Origin of the sequence: Microbacterium paraoxydans, from assembly GCF_018224615.1 — a bacterium.
Taxonomy (GTDB): Bacteria; Actinomycetota; Actinomycetes; order Actinomycetales; family Microbacteriaceae; genus Microbacterium; species Microbacterium paraoxydans_B.
Genome location: NZ_JAGTUK010000001.1, coordinates 266,930 through 287,954, shown reverse-complemented (window position 1 = coordinate 287,954; position 21,025 = coordinate 266,930). Strand labels below are relative to the sequence as shown.

The 21,025-nt window shown below is 70.8% G+C and carries 21 protein-coding genes; 16 read left to right on the top strand and 5 right to left on the bottom strand.

All coding sequences use genetic code 11. From position 1 onward, the window contains the following. Positions 1-106: 106 nt before the first annotated feature. The 9 genes from KE274_RS01355 (at position 107) to KE274_RS01315 (ending at position 11,167) form a co-directional block, all read left to right on the top strand. Positions 107-1,129, top strand: a complete 1,023-nt coding sequence (locus tag KE274_RS01355) for a LacI family DNA-binding transcriptional regulator (protein WP_211540255.1) — start codon at positions 107-109, stop codon at positions 1,127-1,129. 138 nt (positions 1,130-1,267) lie between these two features. After that, complete coding sequence (locus KE274_RS01350; RefSeq protein ID WP_211540253.1) at positions 1,268-2,158, top strand: ROK family protein; 891 nt, start codon at positions 1,268-1,270, stop codon at positions 2,156-2,158. Next, positions 2,155-3,993 (top strand): class I mannose-6-phosphate isomerase, encoded by a 1,839-nt coding sequence (locus KE274_RS01345; RefSeq protein ID WP_211540252.1) that lies wholly within the window; start codon positions 2,155-2,157, stop codon positions 3,991-3,993. Before KE274_RS01350 ends, KE274_RS01345 begins: the two co-directional genes overlap by 4 nt. Before the next feature lie 124 nt (positions 3,994-4,117). Next, on the top strand, positions 4,118-5,389 hold the full coding sequence (locus KE274_RS01340; RefSeq protein WP_211540250.1) for an ABC transporter substrate-binding protein: 1,272 nt from the start codon (positions 4,118-4,120) through the stop codon (positions 5,387-5,389). 8 nt (positions 5,390-5,397) lie between these two features. Then, the gene (locus tag KE274_RS01335; protein WP_211540248.1) at positions 5,398-6,273 is read left to right on the top strand and encodes a carbohydrate ABC transporter permease; all 876 of its coding nucleotides are present in this window, start codon (positions 5,398-5,400) and stop codon (positions 6,271-6,273) included. Beyond that, complete coding sequence (locus KE274_RS01330; protein ID WP_211540246.1) at positions 6,273-7,085, top strand: carbohydrate ABC transporter permease; 813 nt, start codon at positions 6,273-6,275, stop codon at positions 7,083-7,085. Before KE274_RS01335 ends, KE274_RS01330 begins: the two co-directional genes overlap by 1 nt. Before the next feature lie 23 nt (positions 7,086-7,108). Continuing rightward, positions 7,109-9,229 (top strand): hypothetical protein, encoded by a 2,121-nt coding sequence (locus KE274_RS01325; RefSeq protein WP_211540244.1) that lies wholly within the window; start codon positions 7,109-7,111, stop codon positions 9,227-9,229. A gap of 40 nt (positions 9,230-9,269) precedes the next feature. After that, a complete protein-coding gene (locus KE274_RS01320; protein WP_249185809.1) occupies positions 9,270-10,439 on the top strand; it encodes a DUF4185 domain-containing protein in 1,170 nt (389 codons plus the stop codon). Then, on the top strand, positions 10,436-11,167 hold the full coding sequence (locus KE274_RS01315; protein WP_211540240.1) for an SGNH/GDSL hydrolase family protein: 732 nt from the start codon (positions 10,436-10,438) through the stop codon (positions 11,165-11,167). The genes KE274_RS01320 and KE274_RS01315 overlap by 4 nt, the downstream gene beginning before the upstream one ends. A 6-nt stretch (positions 11,168-11,173) precedes the next feature. Here the strand turns inward: KE274_RS01315 and KE274_RS01310 are convergent, their stop codons facing one another. Further along, entirely contained in the window at positions 11,174-11,623 is a 450-nt protein-coding gene (locus KE274_RS01310) for a VOC family protein (protein WP_211540238.1), read from the bottom strand. Between the two features lie 103 nt (positions 11,624-11,726). On the opposite strand from KE274_RS01310, the gene KE274_RS01305 reads away from it, so the two are divergent. The 5 genes from KE274_RS01305 to KE274_RS01285 all read left to right on the top strand — a co-directional run bounded on the left by KE274_RS01305 (position 11,727) and on the right by KE274_RS01285 (position 15,944). Further along, positions 11,727-12,698, top strand: coding sequence for a helix-turn-helix transcriptional regulator (locus KE274_RS01305; RefSeq protein WP_211540236.1), 972 nt, complete (start codon positions 11,727-11,729; stop codon positions 12,696-12,698). Positions 12,699-12,805: 107 nt separating this feature from the next. Continuing rightward, on the top strand, positions 12,806-13,048 hold the full coding sequence (locus KE274_RS01300) for a ribbon-helix-helix domain-containing protein (protein ID WP_211540234.1): 243 nt from the start codon (positions 12,806-12,808) through the stop codon (positions 13,046-13,048). Beyond that, the gene (locus KE274_RS01295; protein WP_211540232.1) at positions 13,045-13,437 is read left to right on the top strand and encodes a type II toxin-antitoxin system RelE/ParE family toxin; all 393 of its coding nucleotides are present in this window, start codon (positions 13,045-13,047) and stop codon (positions 13,435-13,437) included. The genes KE274_RS01300 and KE274_RS01295 overlap by 4 nt, the downstream gene beginning before the upstream one ends. 39 nt (positions 13,438-13,476) lie before the next feature. Then, positions 13,477-15,807, top strand: a complete 2,331-nt coding sequence (gene purL, locus KE274_RS01290; RefSeq protein WP_211540230.1) for a phosphoribosylformylglycinamidine synthase subunit PurL — start codon at positions 13,477-13,479, stop codon at positions 15,805-15,807. Next, the gene (locus tag KE274_RS01285; RefSeq protein ID WP_168387183.1) at positions 15,804-15,944 is read left to right on the top strand and encodes a hypothetical protein; all 141 of its coding nucleotides are present in this window, start codon (positions 15,804-15,806) and stop codon (positions 15,942-15,944) included. Before purL ends, KE274_RS01285 begins: the two co-directional genes overlap by 4 nt. A 7-nt stretch (positions 15,945-15,951) precedes the next feature. Here KE274_RS01285 and KE274_RS01280 read toward each other — a convergent pair whose 3' ends face one another. Further along, the gene (locus KE274_RS01280; protein WP_211540228.1) at positions 15,952-16,524 is read right to left on the bottom strand and encodes a TetR/AcrR family transcriptional regulator; all 573 of its coding nucleotides are present in this window, start codon (positions 16,522-16,524) and stop codon (positions 15,952-15,954) included. A 67-nt stretch (positions 16,525-16,591) separates the two neighbouring features. Between KE274_RS01280 and KE274_RS01275 the strand changes: the two genes are divergently transcribed. Both KE274_RS01275 and KE274_RS01270 read left to right on the top strand, forming a co-directional pair. Beyond that, on the top strand, positions 16,592-19,126 hold the full coding sequence (locus KE274_RS01275; protein ID WP_211540226.1) for an MMPL family transporter: 2,535 nt from the start codon (positions 16,592-16,594) through the stop codon (positions 19,124-19,126). A gap of 65 nt (positions 19,127-19,191) precedes the next feature. Continuing rightward, complete coding sequence (locus KE274_RS01270) at positions 19,192-19,542, top strand: TraR/DksA family transcriptional regulator (RefSeq protein ID WP_211540224.1); 351 nt, start codon at positions 19,192-19,194, stop codon at positions 19,540-19,542. Positions 19,543-19,560: 18 nt separating this feature from the next. Here KE274_RS01270 and KE274_RS01265 read toward each other — a convergent pair whose 3' ends face one another. From KE274_RS01265 to KE274_RS01255, 3 genes are read right to left on the bottom strand one after another with little or no spacing between them, the layout of a single operon-like run. After that, on the bottom strand, positions 19,561-19,827 hold the full coding sequence (locus KE274_RS01265) for a type II toxin-antitoxin system RelE family toxin (protein WP_211540222.1): 267 nt from the start codon (positions 19,825-19,827) through the stop codon (positions 19,561-19,563). Further along, positions 19,824-20,084 (bottom strand): type II toxin-antitoxin system prevent-host-death family antitoxin, encoded by a 261-nt coding sequence (locus tag KE274_RS01260; protein ID WP_211540220.1) that lies wholly within the window; start codon positions 20,082-20,084, stop codon positions 19,824-19,826. The genes KE274_RS01265 and KE274_RS01260 overlap by 4 nt, the downstream gene beginning before the upstream one ends. 52 nt (positions 20,085-20,136) lie before the next feature. Further along, positions 20,137-20,991: a Gfo/Idh/MocA family protein gene (locus KE274_RS01255; RefSeq protein WP_211540218.1), complete on the bottom strand. Its 855-nt coding sequence runs from the start codon at positions 20,989-20,991 to the stop codon at positions 20,137-20,139. Positions 20,992-21,025: the final 34 nt, after the last annotated feature.

Below are 21,025 nucleotides of genomic sequence, written 5' to 3'. Positions count from 1 at the left end.
TTCTACGCGAGGGGACCGACAGTCGAGAGGGCCTTGACACCCGTTCGAGCACCCCCGCTGATAACGTTCCCTCAGTCGCACGCCGCACGGTTTCGGAGGACCCAGCATGAACGAGAGGGCGCACCGGCCGACCGTGAAAGAGGTCGCCCAGCGCGCGGGCGTGAGCCCGATGACCGTCTCACGCACGCTGTCCGGTGGGGTCAACGTCAAGCCCGAGGTGCAGCAGCGCGTGCTCGCGGCGGTCGCGGAGCTCGGGTATCACCGCAACGAGAACGCCCGCAGCATCCGCCCCGGCCACAGCAGCGGACTGATCGGCGTGGCCATCACGAACATCGCCAACCCGTACTACAGCACCTTCGCGCTCGGCGTGGAGGAGGAGGCTGCGCTCACCGGCCGTCGCATCCTGCTCGGCAACACCTCGGAAGACGCGGCCCGCGAGGCCGAACTGGTCGGCGACTTCCTCGGCCGTCGCGTGGACGGGCTCATCGTGGTGCCGGCGAGCGCCACCTCCACGCACCTCGCGCACTCGCAGAGCCAGGGCGTGCCCGTGGTTCTCGCCTCCCGGCGCATCGAGGGGCTCGCCGCCGACAGCGTCGTGCTCGCCGACGAGGACGGCGCGTTCCGCGGCACGACGGCCCTGATCGACCGGGGTCACACCCGCATCGGCTACCTCGGCAACGCGCTGTCGATCTTCACGGGCCGGCGCCGTCACGCCGGGTTCGTGCGGGCCCTGGAGGCACGCGGACTCCCGGTGGACGCGCACCTCGTGGCCACGAACCAGCAGACCGTGGAGCAGGCGCGCGATGCGACCAGGGCGCTGCTGCGGGCGAAGAACCCGCCGACGGCGATCTTCTGCGCGAACAACCGCAACGCGATCGGCGCGCTCAAGGAGATCAGCACGCAGCTCGGCTCTGGTCTGCGCACCCCCGGGGACTTCCCGGAGATCGTGAGCTTCGACGACTTCGAGCTCGCCGAGCTGTCGCCGGTGCCGATCAGCGTGATCGACCACGACCCGCGGGAGCTCGGGCGCACGGCCGCCCGGCTCCTGCTCGACCGGCTCGACGGCGGCGACCGCGACGCGCCGTCCCGCGAGATCGAGCTGCCGGTGTCGCTCCGCGACGTGCGCTGACAGGCGCCCTTCGTCTCGCTGGCGCGGGTGCTGAGCGAGCGAAGCGAGACGAAGCGCGCTCTGGGACCGGAGCGCGGCCGGGTGTTGACACCCTCTCGCCGCGTTGATAACGTTACCAATCATCGACGAGGAGGCCGGATGGAGCTGTGCATCGATTTCGGGGGCACCGAGGTCAAGCTCGCCGTCATCCACGACGGGCGCGTCCTCGCCTCGAACCGCCTCCCCGTCCGGGGCACGGCCGCCGACCTCGCCGACGCCGCCATCGACGCCCGGCGCCTGCTGAGCGAACTCGACGCCGCAGCCGACGCCGTGGGCATCGCGGTGCCCGGCGTGGTCGACCCCGCGACGGGTCGCATGCGGCACGCCAACGCCAAGTACGACCACCTGCGCGGCTTCGACCTCGCCGCCTGGGCCCGTGCGGAGTTCGGCCTGCCCGCCGTGATCGAGAACGACGCCAGGGCCGCCCTCCTCGGCGAGACCGCCACGGGCAGCGCCGCCGGGGAACGCGACGCCGTGCTGGTCACGCTCGGCACCGGCATCGGCACCGCCGCGCTGATCGACGGCGTCGCACTGCGCGGTCGCACGGGTCACGCGGGCATCCTCGGCGGCCACCTCACGGTCGAGCTCACCGGGCCCGTGTGCCCGTGCGGCAACGTCGGCTGTGGTGAAGCCCTCGCCAGCACGCGAGCCCTCCCCGCGGGCGTCCGCATGAGCGACGTGTTCACGACCGCGGCGCACCCCGCGCTCCGCGACCGCTTCCTGCACGTGTGGGGCGCGGTCGTCACGAGCCTCGTGCACTCCTACGACCCCGCCGTCGTGATCCTGTCCGGCGGGGTGATGCGCGCGGGCGACGCCGTGAGCGCGCCCATCAAGTCGTGGGTCACGGCGCACCTGTGGCCCTCGCTCACGCCACCGCGCTTCGTCGTGCCACCCGAGCCCGAGCTCTCCGTCGCGCGCGGCCTCAGCACGCTCGCCCGCGCCGCATCCGCCCCCCGCGCCACCGCCCGTTCCATCCAGGAGGACCAGTGACCACGCCGATCAGCGACATGCACGAAGGGCACACCACCCGGGGTCGCTACGACACCCAGCCCACCGTGGCACTGCCGCCGGGCGAGCGCATCCTCCGCGGCACCGAGGGCTGGATCGCGGCCGCCGAGCTCGCCGAGGCCCGCGCCCGCGTGACCGGCACCGCGCCCGTGCTGCTGGTGGACACGTACCCGGGGGTCGACGTGCCGGCGCTGACCGCCCGGGTGCGCGCGGCCCTGCCCGACTGGACCGTCACCGACGTCGAGACCGCGGCGCTCCCGGTCGCGGAGGTCGAGCGGCTGATCGCCCCGAACCTCACCGACGACCGCGTGTTCGGCGTGATGAGCCACTTCACGCTCGCGGACTTCTACGACGCCGACCGCCTCGACGCCCTCGCCGCCGCGACCACGCAGACCCCCGCCGTCGTGATCGGGTGGGGTGCCGCGCTGCTCGAGCGACGGCTGCCCGGGGCGTCCGCGACCGTGCTGGTCGACATGGCGCGCTGGGAGATCCAGCTGCGGCAGCGCGCAGGGGCGACGAACTGGCGCGCCGACAACCCCGGCGAGGACAACCTCCGCAAGTACAAGCGCGGCTTCTTCGTCGAGTGGCGTGTGGCCGACCGCCACAAGCGCGACCTGTTCGGCACGCTCGACTTCGTGCTCGACGGCAACGCCATCGCGCCCGCCGAGCCCCACCCCGATTCCCCCGAGGCGGGCATGATCGGCGGCGGGGCGTTCCGCCAGGCGCTGAAGGACGCCGCGCACCGGCCGTTCCGCGTGGTGCCGTTCTTCGACCCGGGGGTGTGGGGCGGGCAGTGGATGAAGAACCTCATCGGCCTCGACCCCTCGAAGGACAACTACGCGTGGTGCTTCGACTGCGTACCCGAGGAGAACTCGCTGCTGCTGGAGGGCGAGGGCGGCGTGATGGAGATCCCCGCGCTCGACCTCGTGTTCACGCGCCCGGTCGACCTGCTCGGCGCCAAGGCCTTCGCCCGCTTCGGGGCCGAGTTCCCGATCCGCTTCGACTTCCTCGACACGATGGACGGCGGCAACCTCAGCCTGCAGGTGCACCCGCTGACGGACTACATCCAGAACACGTTCGGCATGCACTACACGCAGGACGAGAGCTACTACCTGCTCGACGCGGGCGACGACGCCGTGGTGTACCTGGGCACGAAGGAGGGCATCGACCCGGCCGAGATGCTGCAGGACCTGGCGACCGCGCAGGACGGCGAGCACCCGTTCCCCGCAGAGAAGTACGTCAACTCCTTCCCGGCCCGCAAGCACGACCACTTCCTGATCCCGGCGGGCACCGTGCACGCGTCCGGCTCGAACTCGATGGTGCTGGAGATCTCGGCGACGCCGTTCATCTTCACGTTCAAGCTGTGGGACTGGGGTCGCGTGGGCCTCGACGGCATCCCGCGCCCGGTGCACCTCGACCACGGCGCGCGCAACATCCAATGGGACCGCGACACCGCGTGGGTCGGGGAGAACCTGGTCGATCGCGTCGAGACGATCCGCACGGACGGCGACGTGGTCGAGGAGCGCACGGGTCTGCACGAGCTGGAGTTCATCGAGGTGCGCCGCCACTGGTTCACGCAGGGTGCCGACCACGACACCGACGGCACGGTCAACGTGCTGAACCTGGTGGAGGGCGACGAAGTGCGCGTGGTCAGCCCGACCGGCGCGTTCGAGCCCTTCGTGGTCCACTACGCCGAGACGTTCATCGTGCCCGCCGCGGTGGGCGCCTACCGGATCGAGCGCACCGAGAACGCGCGGAGCGCCCGCTTCGCGACCGTGAAGGCCTCCGTGCGTGGAACCCGCACGAGCGACAACTGAACATCGACACGCAGCACCGCTTCACCCGGGGATCCCGACCAGGAATCCCTTGCACCGCACTCATCACCTTGGTACCGTGAGACCAGATTTCTGGTAACGATACCAACGAACAAGGGAGTTCTGAATGATTTCGCGACGCACGATCGCCGCCGCCGCGGCCGGTCTCCTCCTCGGCACCGTGGCGCTCGCCGGGTGCTCCAGCGACTCCGGAGGCGGAGACGCCGGCGGAGAGGTCACCGGCACGCTCAACTTCTACACCGACAAGGCGGCGTGGAAGCCCGACTTCGAGTCGCTCAACGACGTCAGCGGCGAGGCCGTCGACATCACCCTGAAGACCACCGGCTACTCCGACGCCAACCAGTACGACGCCTTCATCAAGCAGTCGTTCCGCACCGACAAGTCGCCCGGCCTGTTCACGTGGCACACCGGCGACTCGCTCAAGCAGCTCGTCGACGAAGGCCTCGTGGCCGAGACCACCGACATCTGGAGCAAGGCCGTCGACGAGGGCTGGGTGAGCGAAGACCTCCGCGACAGCTACACGTTCGACGGCAAGCAGTACTGCGTTCCCATGAACATCGCGTACTGGATCATGTTCTACAACAAGGCCGCGTTCGCCGACAACGGCATCGAGGTCCCCACCACGTGGGACGAGCTGAACACCGCGGCCGAGACGCTCAAAGACGCCGGGGTCACCCCGTACTACCAGACCAGCGTGCTGTTCACGTTCCAGTGGTTCCAGCACCTCGTGGCCTCGACCGACCCCGACCTGTACGCCGGGCTCACCACGGGCGACGTGAAGTACACCGACCCCGAGATCGTCGACGTCATGAACGTCTGGCTCGAGGAGCAGGAGAACGGCTGGTTCAGCGACGCGGGTAGCACCACCGACCCCGCCGTCGGGCTCAAGCAGGGCGACTACGCCATGATCAACTTCGGCACGTTCTTCGCCGGCAACCTCGAAGGCGCCGGCATGACCACCGACGACTACGGCATGTTCGCGATCCCCGCCGTCAACGACGACCTCGACGCCACCCCCGTCGCGGTCGAGTCCGGCCCGATCTGCACCGCCGAGAACTCGACGCAGCGCGACCTCGGACTCGCCTACGCCGAATGGTGGATGTCGCCCGACGCGCAGACCGCGTGGAACGACGCCCACGGCGACGTGGCGTTCAACCCGAAGGCGAAGGTCTCCGACCCCGCCCTGGCCGAGATCGGCGAACAGATCGCGGGCGACGACTACATGCTCTACGACCGGTTCTTCGAGGCCATGCCCACCGAGATCGTGACCACCGCGATCGAGCAGTTCGGCGCCTTCAACGCCAACCCGGGCGACCCGATGCCGTTCCTGGAGAAGATCCAGGCCACCGCCGACAAGTACTGGGCAGAGCAGGAGTAAGCGGGCGGATGGCGCACCAGAAGACGCCGTACCAGTGGTCCGCCCGGGGCTTCATCGCCCCGGGCGTGATCCTGGTGGCGGTCCTGCTCTACCTTCCGCTGCTGTGGACGGTGTTCCTGAGCTTCACGGACTACAACGGTCTCGGCAGCCCCGACTGGATCGGGCTCGACAACTACGTCGAGATGTTCACCGACGCCGACTTCGTGGGCTCCGCCCTGAACACCGTGCTCTGGGTGATCGGCACGCTCCTCATCCCGGTCGGCATCGGCCTGGCGATCGCGCTGCTCACCTGGAACCTCGGCGGAGGCATCTGGCTGCGCCTGCCCTTCCTCATCCCCTACGCCCTGTCCGGCATCGGCGTCGGCGTGGTGTGGTCGTTCATCCTCTCCTCGGGCGGTGCGCTCGACCAGGCGCTCGCGGCGTTCGGCATCACCGACCCCCCGCGCTGGCTCCTCGACGCCCCGCTGAACACCGTGGTGATGATCATCGCCTCGTCCTGGCAGGGCGTCGGCGTCAACGCTCTGCTGTTCACGATCGGACTGCAGGCCATCCCCAAGGAGCCGCTGGAGGCCGCGCGCATCGACGGCGCGGGCGGCGTGCGGCTGTTCACGAGCATCCTGTGGCCCATGCTGCGGCCCCTGACGGCCGTGGTCGTCGGGCTGTCCATCGTCGCGAGCCTCAAGACGTTCGACATCGTGTGGGGCATGACCAAGGGCGGCCCCGGCACCGTGTCGGAGACCCTCGCTCTCACGATGTACAAGGAGACGTTCGTGAACAGCGACTACGGCCTCGGCTCCGCGATCGCCGTGTTCCTCACCGTGATCACGCTCGTCGCGTCCGTGCTCTACCTGCGCCAGCAGCTCTCCCCGAAGAAGGAGATGTGATGTCGAAGATCATCCGCACCGCCGTGCTCGTCGTCCTCGGGATCGTGTGGCTGCTGCCCGCCTACCTGCTCGTCGTGAACGCCATGAAGGACCCCACCACCTTCACCTCGAAGGAGTCGTGGATCCCCACCGACTTCCACCTGTTCGAGAACTTCGGCCAGGCGCTGGAGCTGTCGGGCATCGGCGACAGCATCGTCAGCACCCTCATCTACTCGATCGTGTCGCCCACCATCGCCGTGCTGATCGGCGCCGCGGCGGGCTTCGCGATCGTGGCGCTGCGCCTCACGCGCGGGTTCCTCTGGTTCGTCGTGATCTTCGGCGGCACCGTGTTCCCGCTGCAGATGGTGCTGCTGCCCCTGTTCGACGCCTACTCGCGCACCGGCCTGTTCGACACCCGCGTCGGCATGATCATGATCTACACCGTGATCTCGATCCCGTTCTCGGCGTTCGTGATGCGCAACTTCTTCACCGGGGTCGCGCACAACGTGTTCGAGGCCGCGGTGCTCGACGGCGCCACCACGTGGCGCATCTTCACGCGAATGTACCTGCCGATGGCGTCGAGCGCCCTGGTGGCGATCTTCATCCTCCAGGCCACGTTCGTGTGGAACGACCTGCTGCTGGGTCTCACGCTCAGCCAGTCCGACGACATCCGCCCCATCATCACCACGCTGTCCGGCATGCAGAGCACCTACGGCGGCGCGCAGATGTCGGTCGTGCTCGCCGCGGCCGTGCTGGTCTCGCTCCCCACCGTGGTGCTGTTCCTGTGCACCCAGCGGTTCTTCGCCAAGGGCCTCGCGCTCGGGCAGTACTGACCCCACCCGCCCCGAAAGGCATCATGAACCCGCTCATCCCCACCGTCGAGGATCTCGCCGCCGATGCGGTCACGCACCACTACGACGACCTGATCGCGCCGACGGGCCTGACGAACATGCTCGGCACGGTGCGCGTGGACCACGACCTCACCGCGCTCACCGCCGTGCAGTTCCCGCCCGTGTCGCAGGGCCTCACCCAGACCGCCGTGCTGTTCGTCGACGGACGCCTGTTCGCGTCGTACGGCGTTCCGGTCACGCACGAGTGGCGGCCCGACCGGGTCGTGCGCCGCGCCAGCGTCGGCGACCTCGAGATCGAGACGACGACCGTGTGCGTGCCGGGGCGCACCGCCGTGGCGATCGACATCGCGGTGCACAACGCCGGAGCCACCGCGCGGGAGGTGCGCCTCGGGCTCTCGGCCGCGGCGCGCGTGACCCGGTCGGAAGACGCATGGCTCGACGCCGAGTCCCCCTCCGAGCGCGACACCGCCACGGTCGACGGGGAGCGGCTCGTGTTCGCGGCGTCCGACGAGGCGGCGTGGAGCGTGCAGGGCCTCACCGGGGGCACCGCGGCCCTCAGCGGCGTGGCCGACCTGCCCGACGCGTTCGACACCGGCATCGGTGGCAACGGTCGTGGCGGCGAACTGTCCGCCGTGCTCACCGTTCCTGCCGGAGGCACAGCGCGCACGGGCTTCGTGCAGGCGCTCGGCCTCTCCCGCGACGACGCCACCCGCACGTGGGAGCTCGTGGCCGCCGACGTGCCCGGTGCCCTGGTCGCCGCGGAGGAGTACTGGAACCGGCAGCTGCGGGCCGCATTCGACCCCGGCGACACCGAGTTCTCCGGAGCCCTTCCCCTGCTCGACACCGCGTCCGCGCCGCTGCGGCGCCTGTACTGGTGGGCGGTGCTCGGGGTGATCTGGTTCCGCCGCGACTTCGCCGGCAACGTGCTCGGGCGGTCGTACGACACGCTGATGCCGAACTACTGGGGCACCACCACGTTCATCTGGGACTACAGCCTGAGCTCCGTCAGCCACGCACTGCTCGACCCGGACGAGATGCGGGCGCAGGTGCGGCACTGGATCTCGCTCGACATCCACTCGCACTTCGGCACGTCGTCGCTCACCGGGGGACCGGTCGGGCGCTGGTACTCCGTGAACGACTACGCCATGACCCGCCTGGTGCACGACTACGTGCGCTTCACCGGCGACGCGGCCTTCCTCGACGAGATCGTCGGCGACGACACAGTGGCCGCGTCGGTGCGCCAGTGGGCGACCGCGTGGAAGGAGTTACGCCGAGACACCGCCCTGGCCGACTACGGCGAGATCGACAACCTGCTGGAGTGCGTCAGCTCCTACACGCACGAGGTCGCGAGCCTCAACGCCGCGAACGTGTGGAGCATGCGCACGGCCGCCGAGCTCGCGGCACTGCAGGGCGAGGAGACCGCCGCGGCCGGGCTCCGCGCGGAGGCCGACGCGCTGCTGCCCTCCGTGATCGAACGCTACCTGCCGGGGCAGGGCATCTTCGCGGCGGGGCAGCCCGACGGCACGCTCCTGCCCGTGCGGCACTGCTACGACTTCAGCATCGTCGGCACCACGATCGCCGACGACCTGGCCCCCGGCGTCCGCGACGAGATGGTCGCGTTCTTCCAGCGCGAGCTGCAGACCGACAACTGGATGCGGGCGCTCTCACCGTGGGACCCGGACGCCAGCTACAGCCCCCGCCCCGACCATCAGTGGAACGGCGCCTACCCCGCGTGGCCCGCCGACGCCGGACGCGCACTCGCAGCCCTCGGCGCCCCCGAGGTGCTCACGACCTGGGTGGAGGGACTCTCGCGCACCGCCAACCAGGGGCCGATGGGGCAGGCGCACTTCGTGGAGGAGGCCGTGCCCGGCATCAACGGCGGCGCACGCAAGGCCCCGCCGCAACTGCCGTACATCATCGACTGGGCGTGCTCGTCGTCGGGCGCGTGGATCGAACTGGTGATCGAGGCACTGTTCGGCGTCACGGTCGCGACCGACGGCACCGTGCGCGCGGCGGGCTGCGTCGCGGCGCTCGATCCGCACGCCGTCCTGCGCGGTCTCCGCGTGGGCACGCGCTCCTACGACATCGACGCGGCCGGAGGCATCACCGCGACGCCCGGCCGCTGACCCGACCGAAGCACGACCCGAACACGAAGGAGTGATCGACATGAGAAGACGCACGATCGCGGCGACCCTCGCCGCGGCATCCCTCTGCGCCGGCGTACTGCTGGCCGCCCCCGCCACCGCGGCCGTTCCCGCAGGCGGCGGACACGGCGGCGGTCCGGGCCAGTGCTCGCTGGTGGACAAGACGCTCACCGCCACCGCGAGCGTGAACCAGGACCTCACGGCGCAGTTCACGACCTACGGCAACACGGGCGGCGGGTGGACCGGCGGCGACAGCACCTACTCGCTGCCGCTCGGCAAGGGGAAGACCGGTTGGTTCTTCTCCGACACGTTCCTCGGCACCGTGAACCCCGACGGGTCACGACCCACCGACTCGCCGTTCGTGAACAACTCCGTCGTGGTGCAGGACCGCCGCGGCACCATGACCACGATCACCGGCGGCACCCCCGACGACCCCGCGGGCATCATCCCGCCGGAGCCCGACGGCAAGTGGTACTGGATCGGCGACCCCACGCCCGGCCGCGACGGCACCGTGCAGGTGCCGCTGCTGCAGTTCGCCCGCACCGGCACCGGACAGTGGGACTTCGCGTGGACGGCCAACCGCCTGGCCACGCTGGACGGTCAGACGCTGCAGCTGGAGGGCATCACCGACCTGCCCTCCGCGACCGGGATCAACTGGGGCTCGTGGACGCTGGAGGAGCGCGGCACCACGTACATCTACGGCATCGCCGACCCGGGTGGCGTGCGCTCGGCCTACGTCGCCCGCGCGCAGGACCGCGACGGCGTCAAGGGCGCCTGGACCTACTGGAACGGCACCGGGTGGTCGGCGGCGGAGACCGACGCGGTGCCCGTGGTGCCGTACGTGGCGAACGAGTTCAGCGTCGCGCCGTTCCGCGACGGCTACCTCCTGATCACGCAGGACACCTCGGAGCTGTTCAGCACCCGCATCGTGGCCCGCACGTCGTGCTCTCCCACGGGTCCGTTCACCGATCCGGTCGAGCTGTACCGCACGCCGGAGACCGGGGCGCTGGGCAGCTACGGCGACCCCGACGTGTTCACCTACAACGCCCACGAGCACCCGAACCTGCGCCAGGGCAACCGCCTCCTGGTGTCGTACAACGTCAACACGTTCGACAACGTGGGCGACGTGTACGACGACGCCTCGATCTACCGCCCGCGGTTCATCGACGTGCAGCTCCGGGTCACCGGATGACCGACGACCGCGCGGCGCTCCGGGGGCTCCTGGCCTCCGGAGCGCCGGTCACCTGGGTGTGCACGGGTGACTCGATCACGCACGGCCTCCTCCACACCCGCGGGGCCCGCAACTACGTCGACCACCTGCACGAGCTGATCCGCGGCGACCTCGGCCGCGTGCACGACACCGTCATCAACACCGCGATCACGGGCTGGCGCGCCGATCTGGTGCTGGGCGACCTCGACGGCCGCGTGGCCCGCTGGCACCCCGACGTGGTGACGCTGCTGATCGGCACGAACGACTGCACCACGCGGTGGCTCGATCCGGTGATCGAGGTGGACGACTTCGCCACCGTCGTCGCGGAGTTCGTGCGGCAGGTGCGTGAGCTCGGCGCGGTACCGGTGCTGCAGACGCCGCCGCCAGCCGACCTGGCGCATGCGCCCGACCGCGCCCGTCTGGGGGAGTTCGCACGCGCGATCCGCGAGGTGGCCGCGCGCGACGGCGTGATCCTGGTGGATCAGCACGCCGCGTTCACCGCGTTCTCGGTCGACACGGGCCCGGGCAACGAGGACGTGGCGTGGGGGCTGTTCGACGACGCGTTCCACCCGGGCGCCGCAGGGCACGCGCTGCTGGCGCTCGGGATCGCCGAGGCGCTGGGCCTCGACGCCCCCGACTCCCGGGTGCTGGCGGATCTGCGGGCGCGCGTGGCCGTGGCCAGGCACCCGCAGTGGCCGCCCGCCGCGTGACGCCCCTCAGGCGCGGACGTCGAGCACCCAGGTCACCCCGAACCGGTCGGTGAGCATGCCGAACCCGGGCGACCACGCGGATGCCGCGAGCGGTTCGATCACGGTCGCCCCGTCGGCGAGGCCGTCCCAGGAGCGCTGCAGCTCGTCGAGCGAGTCGGCGCGCAGGGACTGGAAGAAGGTGCGGTCGGTGAGCGTCGCCCCGTTCTCGCGCGTGGTGGTGCCCGCCGTGGCTGCGGGGTCGGCGTCGTCCTGTCCGGGGATGTCGTAGGCCATGAGCCGCACCGGGCCCTCGAGCTGCCCGAACACGACCTTGTCGTGCCCCGGCGCACCCTCCGGCAGCCCGAACTGGCCGTAGGTGGCGACCGTGACGTCGCCGCCGAACACCGACCGGTAGAAGTCGAGCGCCTGGCGGGCGGTGCCGCGGAAGTTGAGGTGGGTGGTGGTGGTGATGGTCATGATTCCTCCGTGCTGTGCGCGGTCCGCCGTTCGGCCCGCCGTGGTTCCACGATCACAGGGGTAGCGGACGATTTCGGTCCTCTTCTCGGGGCACACTGGAACCATGACCGGAAGCTCCTCACGCCTGCTCGCGCTGCTGTCGCTGCTGCAGACCACGCGCGACTGGCCCGGGTACGTGCTGGCCGAGCGCCTCGACGTGACCCCGCGCACGGTGCGCCGTGACGTCGACCGGCTGCGCGAGCTGGGCTACCGGATCACCGCCAGCAAGGGCCCCTACGGCGGCTACCGCCTCGATGCGGGATCGGAGCTGCCGCCGCTGCTGTTCGACGACGCGCAGGCGGTGGCGGTCGCGGTGGCCCTGCAGAGCGCGGCCGCGAGCGGAATCGACATCGCGGAGGGAGCGGAGCGCGCGCTCACCACGGTGCGCCAGGTGATGCCGTCGCGCCTGCGGCACCGGGTGGACGGCATCCGCTTCACGGGCACCGCGACCGACGTGCGCGTCGATCCGGCGGTGCTGGAGGCGGCGAGCGCAGCCGTGCGCGACCGGCAGGTGCTGCGGTTCGCCTACGGGGCCGTGGACGACCGCCCGCCGCGGCGCACGGAACCGCACGCGGTGGTGGCGCGCGAGGGACGGTGGTACCTGCTGGCGTGGGACCTCGACGCGGACGACTGGCGCACGTTCCGCCTCGACCGGATGCGCCCGCGCGTTCCCGCCGGACCGTCGTTCACCCCGCGCGACCTCCCCGCGGCAGACGCGCAGACCTACCTCGCGGCGCGCGCCAAGGGCTCGGCCACGGAGGACCGGTGGCCGTGCGTCGGCACGGTCGTGCTCGACCTGCCCGCGCGGGCGGTCGCGCCGTGGGTGGGCGAGGGTGAGGCGGAGGAGCTGCCGGACGGGCGGAGCCGGGTGACGGTGGGGTCGTGGTCGTGGGTCGGGGTGCTCGCCGCGGTCGCCCGGTTCGATGCCGACTTCACGGTGGTGGAGCCGGCGGAGCTGCGTGAGGCCGCGGTCGGGCTCGCGGGGCGCTTCGCCGCGGCGGGCGGCTCCTCCTCCGGAACCGCGCAACCCGCGTGACCTCTCCCCAGTCCCTGCCCCTCCGCCTCCTCATCATGGGTTTTGGGCTCATCGGTGACGTTCACTAGGACCATGACAAACTTTGCCATCAGGACTACCGTGGGGGCATGGCCACGATGAACATCTCTCTTCCCGACGCGCTGAAGGACTTCGTCGAGGCTCAGGTGGCCGAGCGCGGTTATAGCAACAACAGCGAGTTCATGCGCGAGCTGATCCGCCATGAGCAGGCGCGCGCGCAGCTGCGAGCCCTGGTCTTCGACGGCATGACCTCCGGGCCGGGTTCCGATCTGGACCAGGCGTACTTCGATCGCCTCCGAGACCGCGTCCGCGCCGACGCCGCCGACGCGTGACTCCCCGGCGGGTCGTCACCACCACCCGGGCGGATGAGGATGTCGACGGCGCCGTCACCCGCTATCTCGGTGAAGCCGGGCCGACGATCGCGCTCGCGTTCATCGACGATCTCCAGCATGCGGTGAGTCGGATCGCGGCGTATCCCTCGCTGGGGTCAGCGCGCTTCGAGCTCTTGACCGAGATCCCCGACCTCCGCGCCTTCCCCCTTCGGAAGCACCCGTACCTCGTCATCTACACCGATGATGCGGATGCGGTCCGAGTGCATCGCGTCCTCCACACGAAAAGAGACATCGCTGCCGTCCTCACCGAGAGCGAGCGCGCCACACCCCCGCCCGGAACCCGGGGCGCCCCGCGCCGGCCGGAGAGGCACCCCCACCCGCGCCGGTAGACTGAGAGAGCCCCGCCGGCCCCTTCCCTTGGAGTGCGCGTGACCACCCCCTCTGCACCTTCCCCCCAGCACGTCCCCGACTCCGTCGAGAACGCGATCGCGACGCCCGAGAAGGAGCAGCCCTACGGCGCGCTCGGGCTCAAGGACGACGAGTACGCGCGCATCAGGGAGATCCTCGGCCGCCGCCCCACCTCGGGCGAGCTGGCGATGTACTCGGTCATGTGGTCGGAGCACTGCTCGTACAAGTCGAGCAAGAACTACCTGCGCCGGTTCGGCCAGAAGGTGTCCGACGAGATGAAGGAACGTCTCATGGTCGGCATGGGGCAGAACGCGGGCGTGATCGACGTGGGCGAGGGCTGGGCGGTCACGTTCAAGGCCGAGTCGCACAACCACCCGTCGTTCATCGAGCCGTTCCAGGGCGCCGCGACCGGGGTCGGCGGCATCGTCCGCGACATCATCTCGATGGGCGCCCGCCCGGTGGCCGTGATGGACGCGCTGCGCTTCGGCGCGATCGACCACCCCGACACCGCACGCGTGGTGCACGGCGTCACGAGCGGCATCAGCTTCTACGGCAACTGCCTGGGCCTGCCGAACATCGGCGGCGAGACCGTGTTCGACAGCGTCTACCAGGCCAACCCGCTCGTGAACGCGCTCGCGGTGGGCGTGCTGCGCCACGAAGACCTCAAGCTGGCCAACGCGACCGGCGTGGGCAACAAGGTGGTGCTGTTCGGCGCCCGCACGGGTGGCGACGGCATCGGCGGCGCGAGCATCCTGGCGTCCGACTCCTTCGACTCCACGAGCCCGACCAAGCGCCCCGCCGTGCAGGTGGGCGACCCGTTCGCCGAGAAGGTGCTCATCGAGTGCTGCCTGGAGCTGTACCGCGGCGAGCTCGTCGAGGCGATCCAGGACCTGGGTGCCGCGGGCATCTCCTGCGCGACGAGCGAGCTCGCGGCCAACGGCAACAGCGGCATGCACGTCTCGCTCGACAACGTGCTGCTGCGCGACCCCACGCTCACGGCCGAGGAGATCCTCATGTCGGAGTCGCAGGAGCGCATGATGGCGATCGTCGCGCCCGAGAAGCTCGACGCGTTCCTGGCCGTCGTGAACAAGTGGGAGGTCGAGACCTCCGTGCTGGGCGAGGTCACGGGTGACGGCCGCCTCATCATCGACTGGCAGGGCGAGCGCATCGTCGACGTCGACCCGTCCACGGTCGCGGTCGACGGCCCGGTGTACGACCGCCCGGTCGCGTACCCGACCTGGATCGACGCGCTGCAGGCCGACGCCGCGGAGAACCTGCCCCGCGCGAACGACCCGGAGACCCTGCGCGAGCAGTTCCTCTCCCTCGTCGCCTCGCCCAACCTGGCCGACACCCGCTGGATCACCAACCAGTACGACTACTACGTGCTCGGCAACACCGCCCTCAGCTTCCCCGACGACGCCGGCATGATCCGCGTGGACGAGGAGTCGGGCCTGGGCTTCTCGATCGCGACCGACGCGAACGGCCGCTACTGCCAGCTCGACCCGTACGCGGGTGCGCAGCTCGCGCTCGCGGAGGCGTACCGCAACGTCGCCGTGACGGGGGCCGTGCCCACCGCCATCACCGACTGCCTCAACTTCGGCTCGCCGGAGAACCCCGAGGTCATGTGGCAGTTCGGCCAGACGGTCGACGGTCTCGCGGACGGCTGCTACGAGCTGGGCACGCCGGTGACGGGCGGCAACGTCTCGTTCTACAACCAGACCGGCGACGTGCCCATCCACCCGACCCCGCTGGTCGGCGTGCTGGGCATCATCGACGACGTGTCCCGCCGCATTCCCTCCGGCTGGCAGGACGAGGGCCAGAACATCTACCTCCTCGGCACCACCGCCACCGAGCTGTCGGGTTCCGCCTGGGCCGACGTGGTGCACCAGCACCTCGGCGGTCGTCCCCCGAAGGTCGACCTGGCGGGCGAGAAGCGCCTCGCCGGGCTGCTGGCCGCGGCGCGTGACGAGTGGCTGGTCTCCTCGGCGCACGACCTGTCCGAGGGCGGCCTGGCGCAGGCGCTCGCGGAGGGCGTGATGCGCTTCGGTGTGGGTGCCCGCGTGTGGCTGACCGAGCTGATGGAGCGCGACGGCGTCGACGCCGCGACCGCGCTGTTCTCCGAGTCGACCGGCCGCGTGATCGTGACCGTGCCGCGCGAGGACGACGTGAAGTTCCGCGGGCTGTGCGAGGGCCGCGGCTACCCGGTGATGCGCATCGGCGTGACCGACAGCGAGCCGCAGCTCGAGGTGCAGGACGTGTTCACGGTCTCTGCGGCCGAGCTGCGCGAGCGCTCGCAGGCCACCCTGCCGTCGTACTTCGGTCCGACCGTCACGGAGCCGGTGGGCGCATGAGCGACAACCTCAGCGAGGACTACGGCGACCTCGGCGAGAAGCGCAACCGGCGCATCCGCATCGTGGCGTGGACGGTCATCGTGGCGCTGATCCTCGGCGGCGGTGGCGCGACCGTGCTGACGATCCTGCTCGGCTGAGGCCGCGTCAGCGGGCGAAAAGGTAGCGCGTCAGCGCGACCACGGACGTGGGGTCGTGGGTCTCGCGGCCGAGGGACTCCACGATGATCGCGCCGAGGATCGCACGGCCGAGCTGCTCGACCGGCGCGTCTTCCGGGAGCTGACCGTCGCGGATGCCGCCGCGGAGCCGTTCGCTGAGGTACTTCTCCACCCCGAGGCTCTCGCCGAGGTGGGCGCCGACCGAGGCGTCTTCGGTGGCGGCGGCGACGAGCGACCGCAGCAGCACGCCGCCCTGCGGCTCCTCCAGGATCGCGAGCACGCTGCGCAGCCAGGTCTCGACGTCGGCGGAGAGGTCGCCGGTGTCCGGCACGACGAAGTCGACCGGCACGAGCAGGCCCTCCGCCAGGCACTCGCCGATGAGCGCGCCGCGCGAGGGCCACCACCGGTAGATGGTCTGCTTGCCGACGCCCGCCTCTTTGGCGATGCCCTCGATCGTGAGCCGGTCGTAGCCCTGGTTGTGGAAGAGCCGGGCGGTCGCGGCGAGGATCGCGTCGCGGGCCGCGGTGCTGCGCACGGGGCCGCTGCGGTGCTCGTTCGCCATGCGTTCAGGATACCCACAGACCCTAGACGAGACGTGCCGTATGCTCTATCCGTCTGAAGGAGATCACGTGGCTTCACTGCTGTTCCGTCTGGGTTCGTTCGCCGCACGCCGGGCGTGGACGGTGATCATCTCCTGGATCGTGATCCTCGGCATCGGCGTCGGCGCGTTCCTCGCGTTCGGCGGCACGCTGAGCAACAGCTTCGACATCCCCGGCACCGCCTCCGGCGCGGTGACTGACCAGCTCGCGAAGAAGCTGCCCGACACCGCCGGCGGCACCGGCACCGTGGTCTACCGCACCGACGACGGCGAGCCGTTCACGGACGAGCAGAAGAAGGAGATCTCCGATCTCGCCGCGAGCGCGGAAGACCTCGACGGCGTCGCCTCGGTGGTCGATCCGTTCGAGGCGCAGCAGCAGCAGGCCGAGCAGGCGACGAAGCTCTCCGACGGCCAGGCCCAGCTCGACAGCGGCCGCGCCCAGCTCGACGCGGGCCAGGCCCAGCTCGACGCGGGACGCACGCAGCTCCAGTCCGGACTCGACCAGCTCACCGCGGCCCGCGCGCAGGCCGCGGCCGCGGGGGCTCCGGCGGAACAGCTCGCCGCACTCGACGCGCAGCTCGCGGCCCTCAACGCACAGCTCGCCGACCTGTCGGCACAGCAGGCGACGATCGACGCCAACCGCACCGAGCTCGACGCGAACGCCGAGCAGCTCGCGCAGGGCTCCACGCTGCTCGACCTCGCCGACGGCATCGGCGTGGTGTCGGAGGACGGCTCCACCGCGATCGTCAACATCTCCTTCACCGACCCGCGCCTGGAGCTCTCGGAAGAGGTCAAGCAGGGCGCGATCGCCCACTTCGAGGACACCCCGATCGACGGCGTCACGGTCGACTTCGGCACCGACATCGCCCAGGGCGTCCCGGAGATCTTCGGTGTGGGCGAGGCGATCGGGCTCGCATTCGCCGCGGTCGTGCTGATCGTCATGCTCGGCTCGCTGATCGGAGCGGCCCTGCCGATCGTCACCGCCGTGCTGGGCGTCGGGGTGGGCGTGACGGCATCCCTCGCGTTCTCCGGCGTGGTCGACATGGCCTCCGTCACGCCCGTGCTCGGCGTGATGCTCGGGCTCGCGGTCGGCATCGACTACTCGCTCTTCATCGTCAACCGGCACCGCAAGCAGCTGCTCGCCGGCTCCCCCGTGCGCGAGTCGATCGGACTCGCGACCGGCACCTCCGGCACCGCGGTCGTGTTCGCCGGGACGACCGTGATCGTGGCGCTGCTCGCGCTCAACGTGACCGGGGTGCCGTTCCTCGGGCTCATGGGCACGGTCGGCGCCGTGTGCGTGGCCGTGGCCGTGCTGGTGGCGATCACCCTGGCCCCGGCGATCCTCGGACTCGTCGGCACCCGACTGCTCGGCCGCAAGGCCCGCGCCACCATCGGCCAGCCGCACGCCGCGGGCACGCCCGTGAAGCGCATGTCGACCCTGCGCGCCGTGGTCACCGCGGTCGTGAGCGTCACGGCGCTGCTGATCATCGCGATCCCGTCGATGTCGATGCGTCTCGGCCTGCCAGACGGATCGAGCGAACCCGCGGATTCGACGAGCTATCGCGCCTTCCACACCGTGGACGAGCAGTTCGGCGAGGGCGCCAACGGCCCGCTCCTGGTCACCGCGACGCTCGACGAGGCCGTGAGCGACGACGACCTGCTCGCCACCCAGGTCGAGGTCGCGCAGAAGATCGCCGACCTCGACGACGTCGCGGCGATCGCCCCCGTCGCCACCTCCGACGACAACACCCTGCTCGCGTTCCAGGTGCTGCCGGAGGAGGGGCCGAACAGCGCGTCGACCGAGAAGCTCGTGCAGAGCATCCGTGCGCTGCCCGAGCTCGACGGCGGCATCACGCTCGGCGTCGCGGGGCAGGCGGCGACCAACATCGACATCTCCGAGGCCCTGGCCGGCGTGCTCCCGCTGTACCTCGTGGTGGTGGTCGGGCTGTCGCTGCTCATCATGATCGTGGTGTTCCGCTCCCTGCTCGTGCCGCTCATCGCGACCGGCGGGTTCGTGCTGTCACTGTTCGCGACCTACGGCCTGATCGTGGCGGTGTTCCAGTGGGGCTGGGGCGCCGACCTGATCGGCCTGCACAGCACCGGCCCGATCCTGAGCTTCCTGCCGGTGATCCTCGTGGGCATCCTGTTCGGCCTCGCGATGGACTACCAGCTGTTCCTCGCCTCCGGCATGCGCGAGGCCTACGTGCACGGCGCCTCGGCCAGGGATGCCGTGGCCCGCGGCTTCCGGGCCGGCCGCTCGGTCGTGATCGCCGCCGCGCTCATCATGGTGTCGGTGTTCGGCGGGTTCATCTTCTCCGAGTCGACCATCATCCGCTCGATCGGCTTCGGGCTCGCGTTCGGCGTGCTGCTCGACGCGTTCGTGGTGCGGATGCTGCTGATGCCCGCGCTCATGCACCTGCTCGGTCGGTCGGCGTGGTGGCTGCCGCGGTGGCTCGACCGCGTGCTGCCGAACGTCGACATGGAGGGCGCCGCGCTCGAACGCGACCACCCGGCCGTGCACGTCGACGCCGCGCCGGAGATGGAGCCCCCGCACGCGCGAGCGTAAGAGGCGTGTGCGCCGCGTCGGGCCGATCCGGCCCCGGTGTCGGAGGGCGCGCCTAGAGTGGGCGGATGAGTGAGGATCCGCGGGTGCTGCTGGAGCGGCTGCGTGCCGAGGCGCAGCAGCGCGTGCGGGCGACGGCAGCCACGCTCGACGAGCTCACGCACGATCGGGAGGGCTCGAACGACGACGACGAGCACGACCCCGAGGGCGTGACGCTGTCGTCGGAATGGTCACGGCTCACCGGGCTCGCGGAAGCCGCCGCCGCGGAACTGCAGCAGGTGGACGACGCCCTGGCCCGGCTCGACGCGGGCACCTACGGCGTGTGCGCGAACTGCGGGCGGCCCATCCCCGCCGGACGGCTCGAGGTGCGCCCCTTCGCGGAGTACTGCGTCGCCTGCGCCGAGCTGCTCGGCCGCTGAACGCCGGACGCGGTCGGCTCACACGTCGTCGTAGACCGCGCGTCGATGGGCGACACGGAAGACCGTCACCAGCACGACCTCGTCGACCACCTCGTAGAGGACCCGGTAGTCGCCGATCCGAATACGCCACGCGTTGTCGAACCCGGTGAGCTTGCGGATCCCGCTCGGTCGCGGGTCTCGCTCCAGCGCTTCGATGCCCGCCAGGATCCGCCGCCGCACGGGCGGATCGAGTTTGCGGATCTCCTTGGCCGCCGGCGCGGTGAACTCGACGCGATACGCCGTCACGACAGCTCAGCGCGAAGATGGTCGAGCGAGACGCGTTCGCCGTCGTCCGCCGCCTTCGCCGCCGTGAATTCCGCGGCGTCGCGCGCGGCCTCCAGCTCCTCCAGCAACTCGAGATCCGCGACACTGATGACGACGGCCGTGAGCTTGCCGTGGCGGGTCACCCCGATGCGCTCCGAGCCGTACGCGACCCCGCCGAGCACATCGGACAGCCCGTCGCGGAGATCCTTCGAGGAGATGCTGCGGCTGAGGAGGGTCATACCCCCAGTATAGGCTTTTGTGACAAGAGGGAGATTATGTACACAACTCGGCTCAGCGGGCGAGCGCGCTCGTGATCTGCTCCAGCACCGCGATCGCCTCTCGCTGCTGCGCCTCCGGTACCGGGGACTCGCCCGTGCGCAGCATCCGCACGAACGCGTCGGTCGCGGGGTCGAGGTAGCCGGGGCCGACCGCGATGTCACGCTCGACGGTCCCGACGGAGCCCACCGCGGTCACGCGGAACGGCACGGCCGCGTCGCCCTCCGGTCGCACGAACTCCAGCGTCACCGGCACGCCGCCCACCCGGTAGCGGGCGACGACGCGACCCTCGTCCCGCTCGATCTCCACACCCTCCGCGACCCCGGGCACGAGGCTCTGGGCGAGGTCGGCGTGGTGGATGCCGTAGAAGAACAGTCCGCCGTGCGTGCTCTCCGCGTCGGCGGGGCCCGACACCGTGAGCGAACGGAGCTCGCCGACCGTGGGCAGCGTCGCCGCGATCTCCGCGGTGTCGTCGAGCCAGCGCAGCGCTGAGGACGACGTGACCCGCGTGCCGCCGCGACGGGCGGCCTCCAGGATCGCGTCGGCATCCGCCACGGTGGTCGCGAGGGGCTTGTCCACCCACACCGGGATGCCCGCCTCGAGGAACGGGACGGCCTCGGCCCGGTGGTGCGACCCGTCGCGCGAGGTGACGATCACGCCGTCGACCGCCCCGAGCAGCTCACCCGGCTCGGCCGCGATGCGGGTGATCGCGCCCAGCTCCGCGAGCTCCCGCGTGCGCTCGACCTCGCCGGCGACGAGCGCCGCGACCCGGACGGGGATCTCGACCGCACCGTGCACGTTGAGGTGCCGGACGATCTCGGTGGCGTGCGTGCTCTCGATCCCGACGATCGCGACGGTGCTCGTCTCCATGCTCTCCTCCTCGACACGGCCGGGGCGTGCGCGG

Bases quoted from the DNA above. Each gene is read 5' to 3' on its own strand.
- KE274_RS01315 (WP_211540240.1), top strand. From the start codon at position 10,436: ATGACCGACGACCGCGCGGCGCTCCGGGGGCTCCTGGCCTCCGGAGCG.
- KE274_RS01340 (WP_211540250.1), top strand. From the start codon at position 4,118: ATGATTTCGCGACGCACGATCGCCGCCGCCGCGGCCGGTCTCCTCCTC.
- KE274_RS01285 (WP_168387183.1), top strand. From the start codon at position 15,804: ATGAGCGACAACCTCAGCGAGGACTACGGCGACCTCGGCGAGAAGCGC.
- KE274_RS01330 (WP_211540246.1), top strand. From the start codon at position 6,273: ATGTCGAAGATCATCCGCACCGCCGTGCTCGTCGTCCTCGGGATCGTG.
- KE274_RS01300 (WP_211540234.1), top strand. From the start codon at position 12,806: ATGGCCACGATGAACATCTCTCTTCCCGACGCGCTGAAGGACTTCGTC.
- KE274_RS01320 (WP_249185809.1), top strand. From the start codon at position 9,270: ATGAGAAGACGCACGATCGCGGCGACCCTCGCCGCGGCATCCCTCTGC.
- KE274_RS01260 (WP_211540220.1), bottom strand. From the start codon at position 20,084: ATGACCCTCCTCAGCCGCAGCATCTCCTCGAAGGATCTCCGCGACGGG.
- KE274_RS01325 (WP_211540244.1), top strand. From the start codon at position 7,109: ATGAACCCGCTCATCCCCACCGTCGAGGATCTCGCCGCCGATGCGGTC.
- KE274_RS01280 (WP_211540228.1), bottom strand. From the start codon at position 16,524: ATGGCGAACGAGCACCGCAGCGGCCCCGTGCGCAGCACCGCGGCCCGC.
- KE274_RS01255 (WP_211540218.1), bottom strand. From the start codon at position 20,991: ATGGAGACGAGCACCGTCGCGATCGTCGGGATCGAGAGCACGCACGCC.
- KE274_RS01270 (WP_211540224.1), top strand. From the start codon at position 19,192: ATGAGTGAGGATCCGCGGGTGCTGCTGGAGCGGCTGCGTGCCGAGGCG.
- KE274_RS01310 (WP_211540238.1), bottom strand. From the start codon at position 11,623: ATGACCATCACCACCACCACCCACCTCAACTTCCGCGGCACCGCCCGC.
- KE274_RS01335 (WP_211540248.1), top strand. From the start codon at position 5,398: ATGGCGCACCAGAAGACGCCGTACCAGTGGTCCGCCCGGGGCTTCATC.
- KE274_RS01355 (WP_211540255.1), top strand. From the start codon at position 107: ATGAACGAGAGGGCGCACCGGCCGACCGTGAAAGAGGTCGCCCAGCGC.
- KE274_RS01350 (WP_211540253.1), top strand. From the start codon at position 1,268: ATGGAGCTGTGCATCGATTTCGGGGGCACCGAGGTCAAGCTCGCCGTC.
- KE274_RS01305 (WP_211540236.1), top strand. From the start codon at position 11,727: ATGACCGGAAGCTCCTCACGCCTGCTCGCGCTGCTGTCGCTGCTGCAG.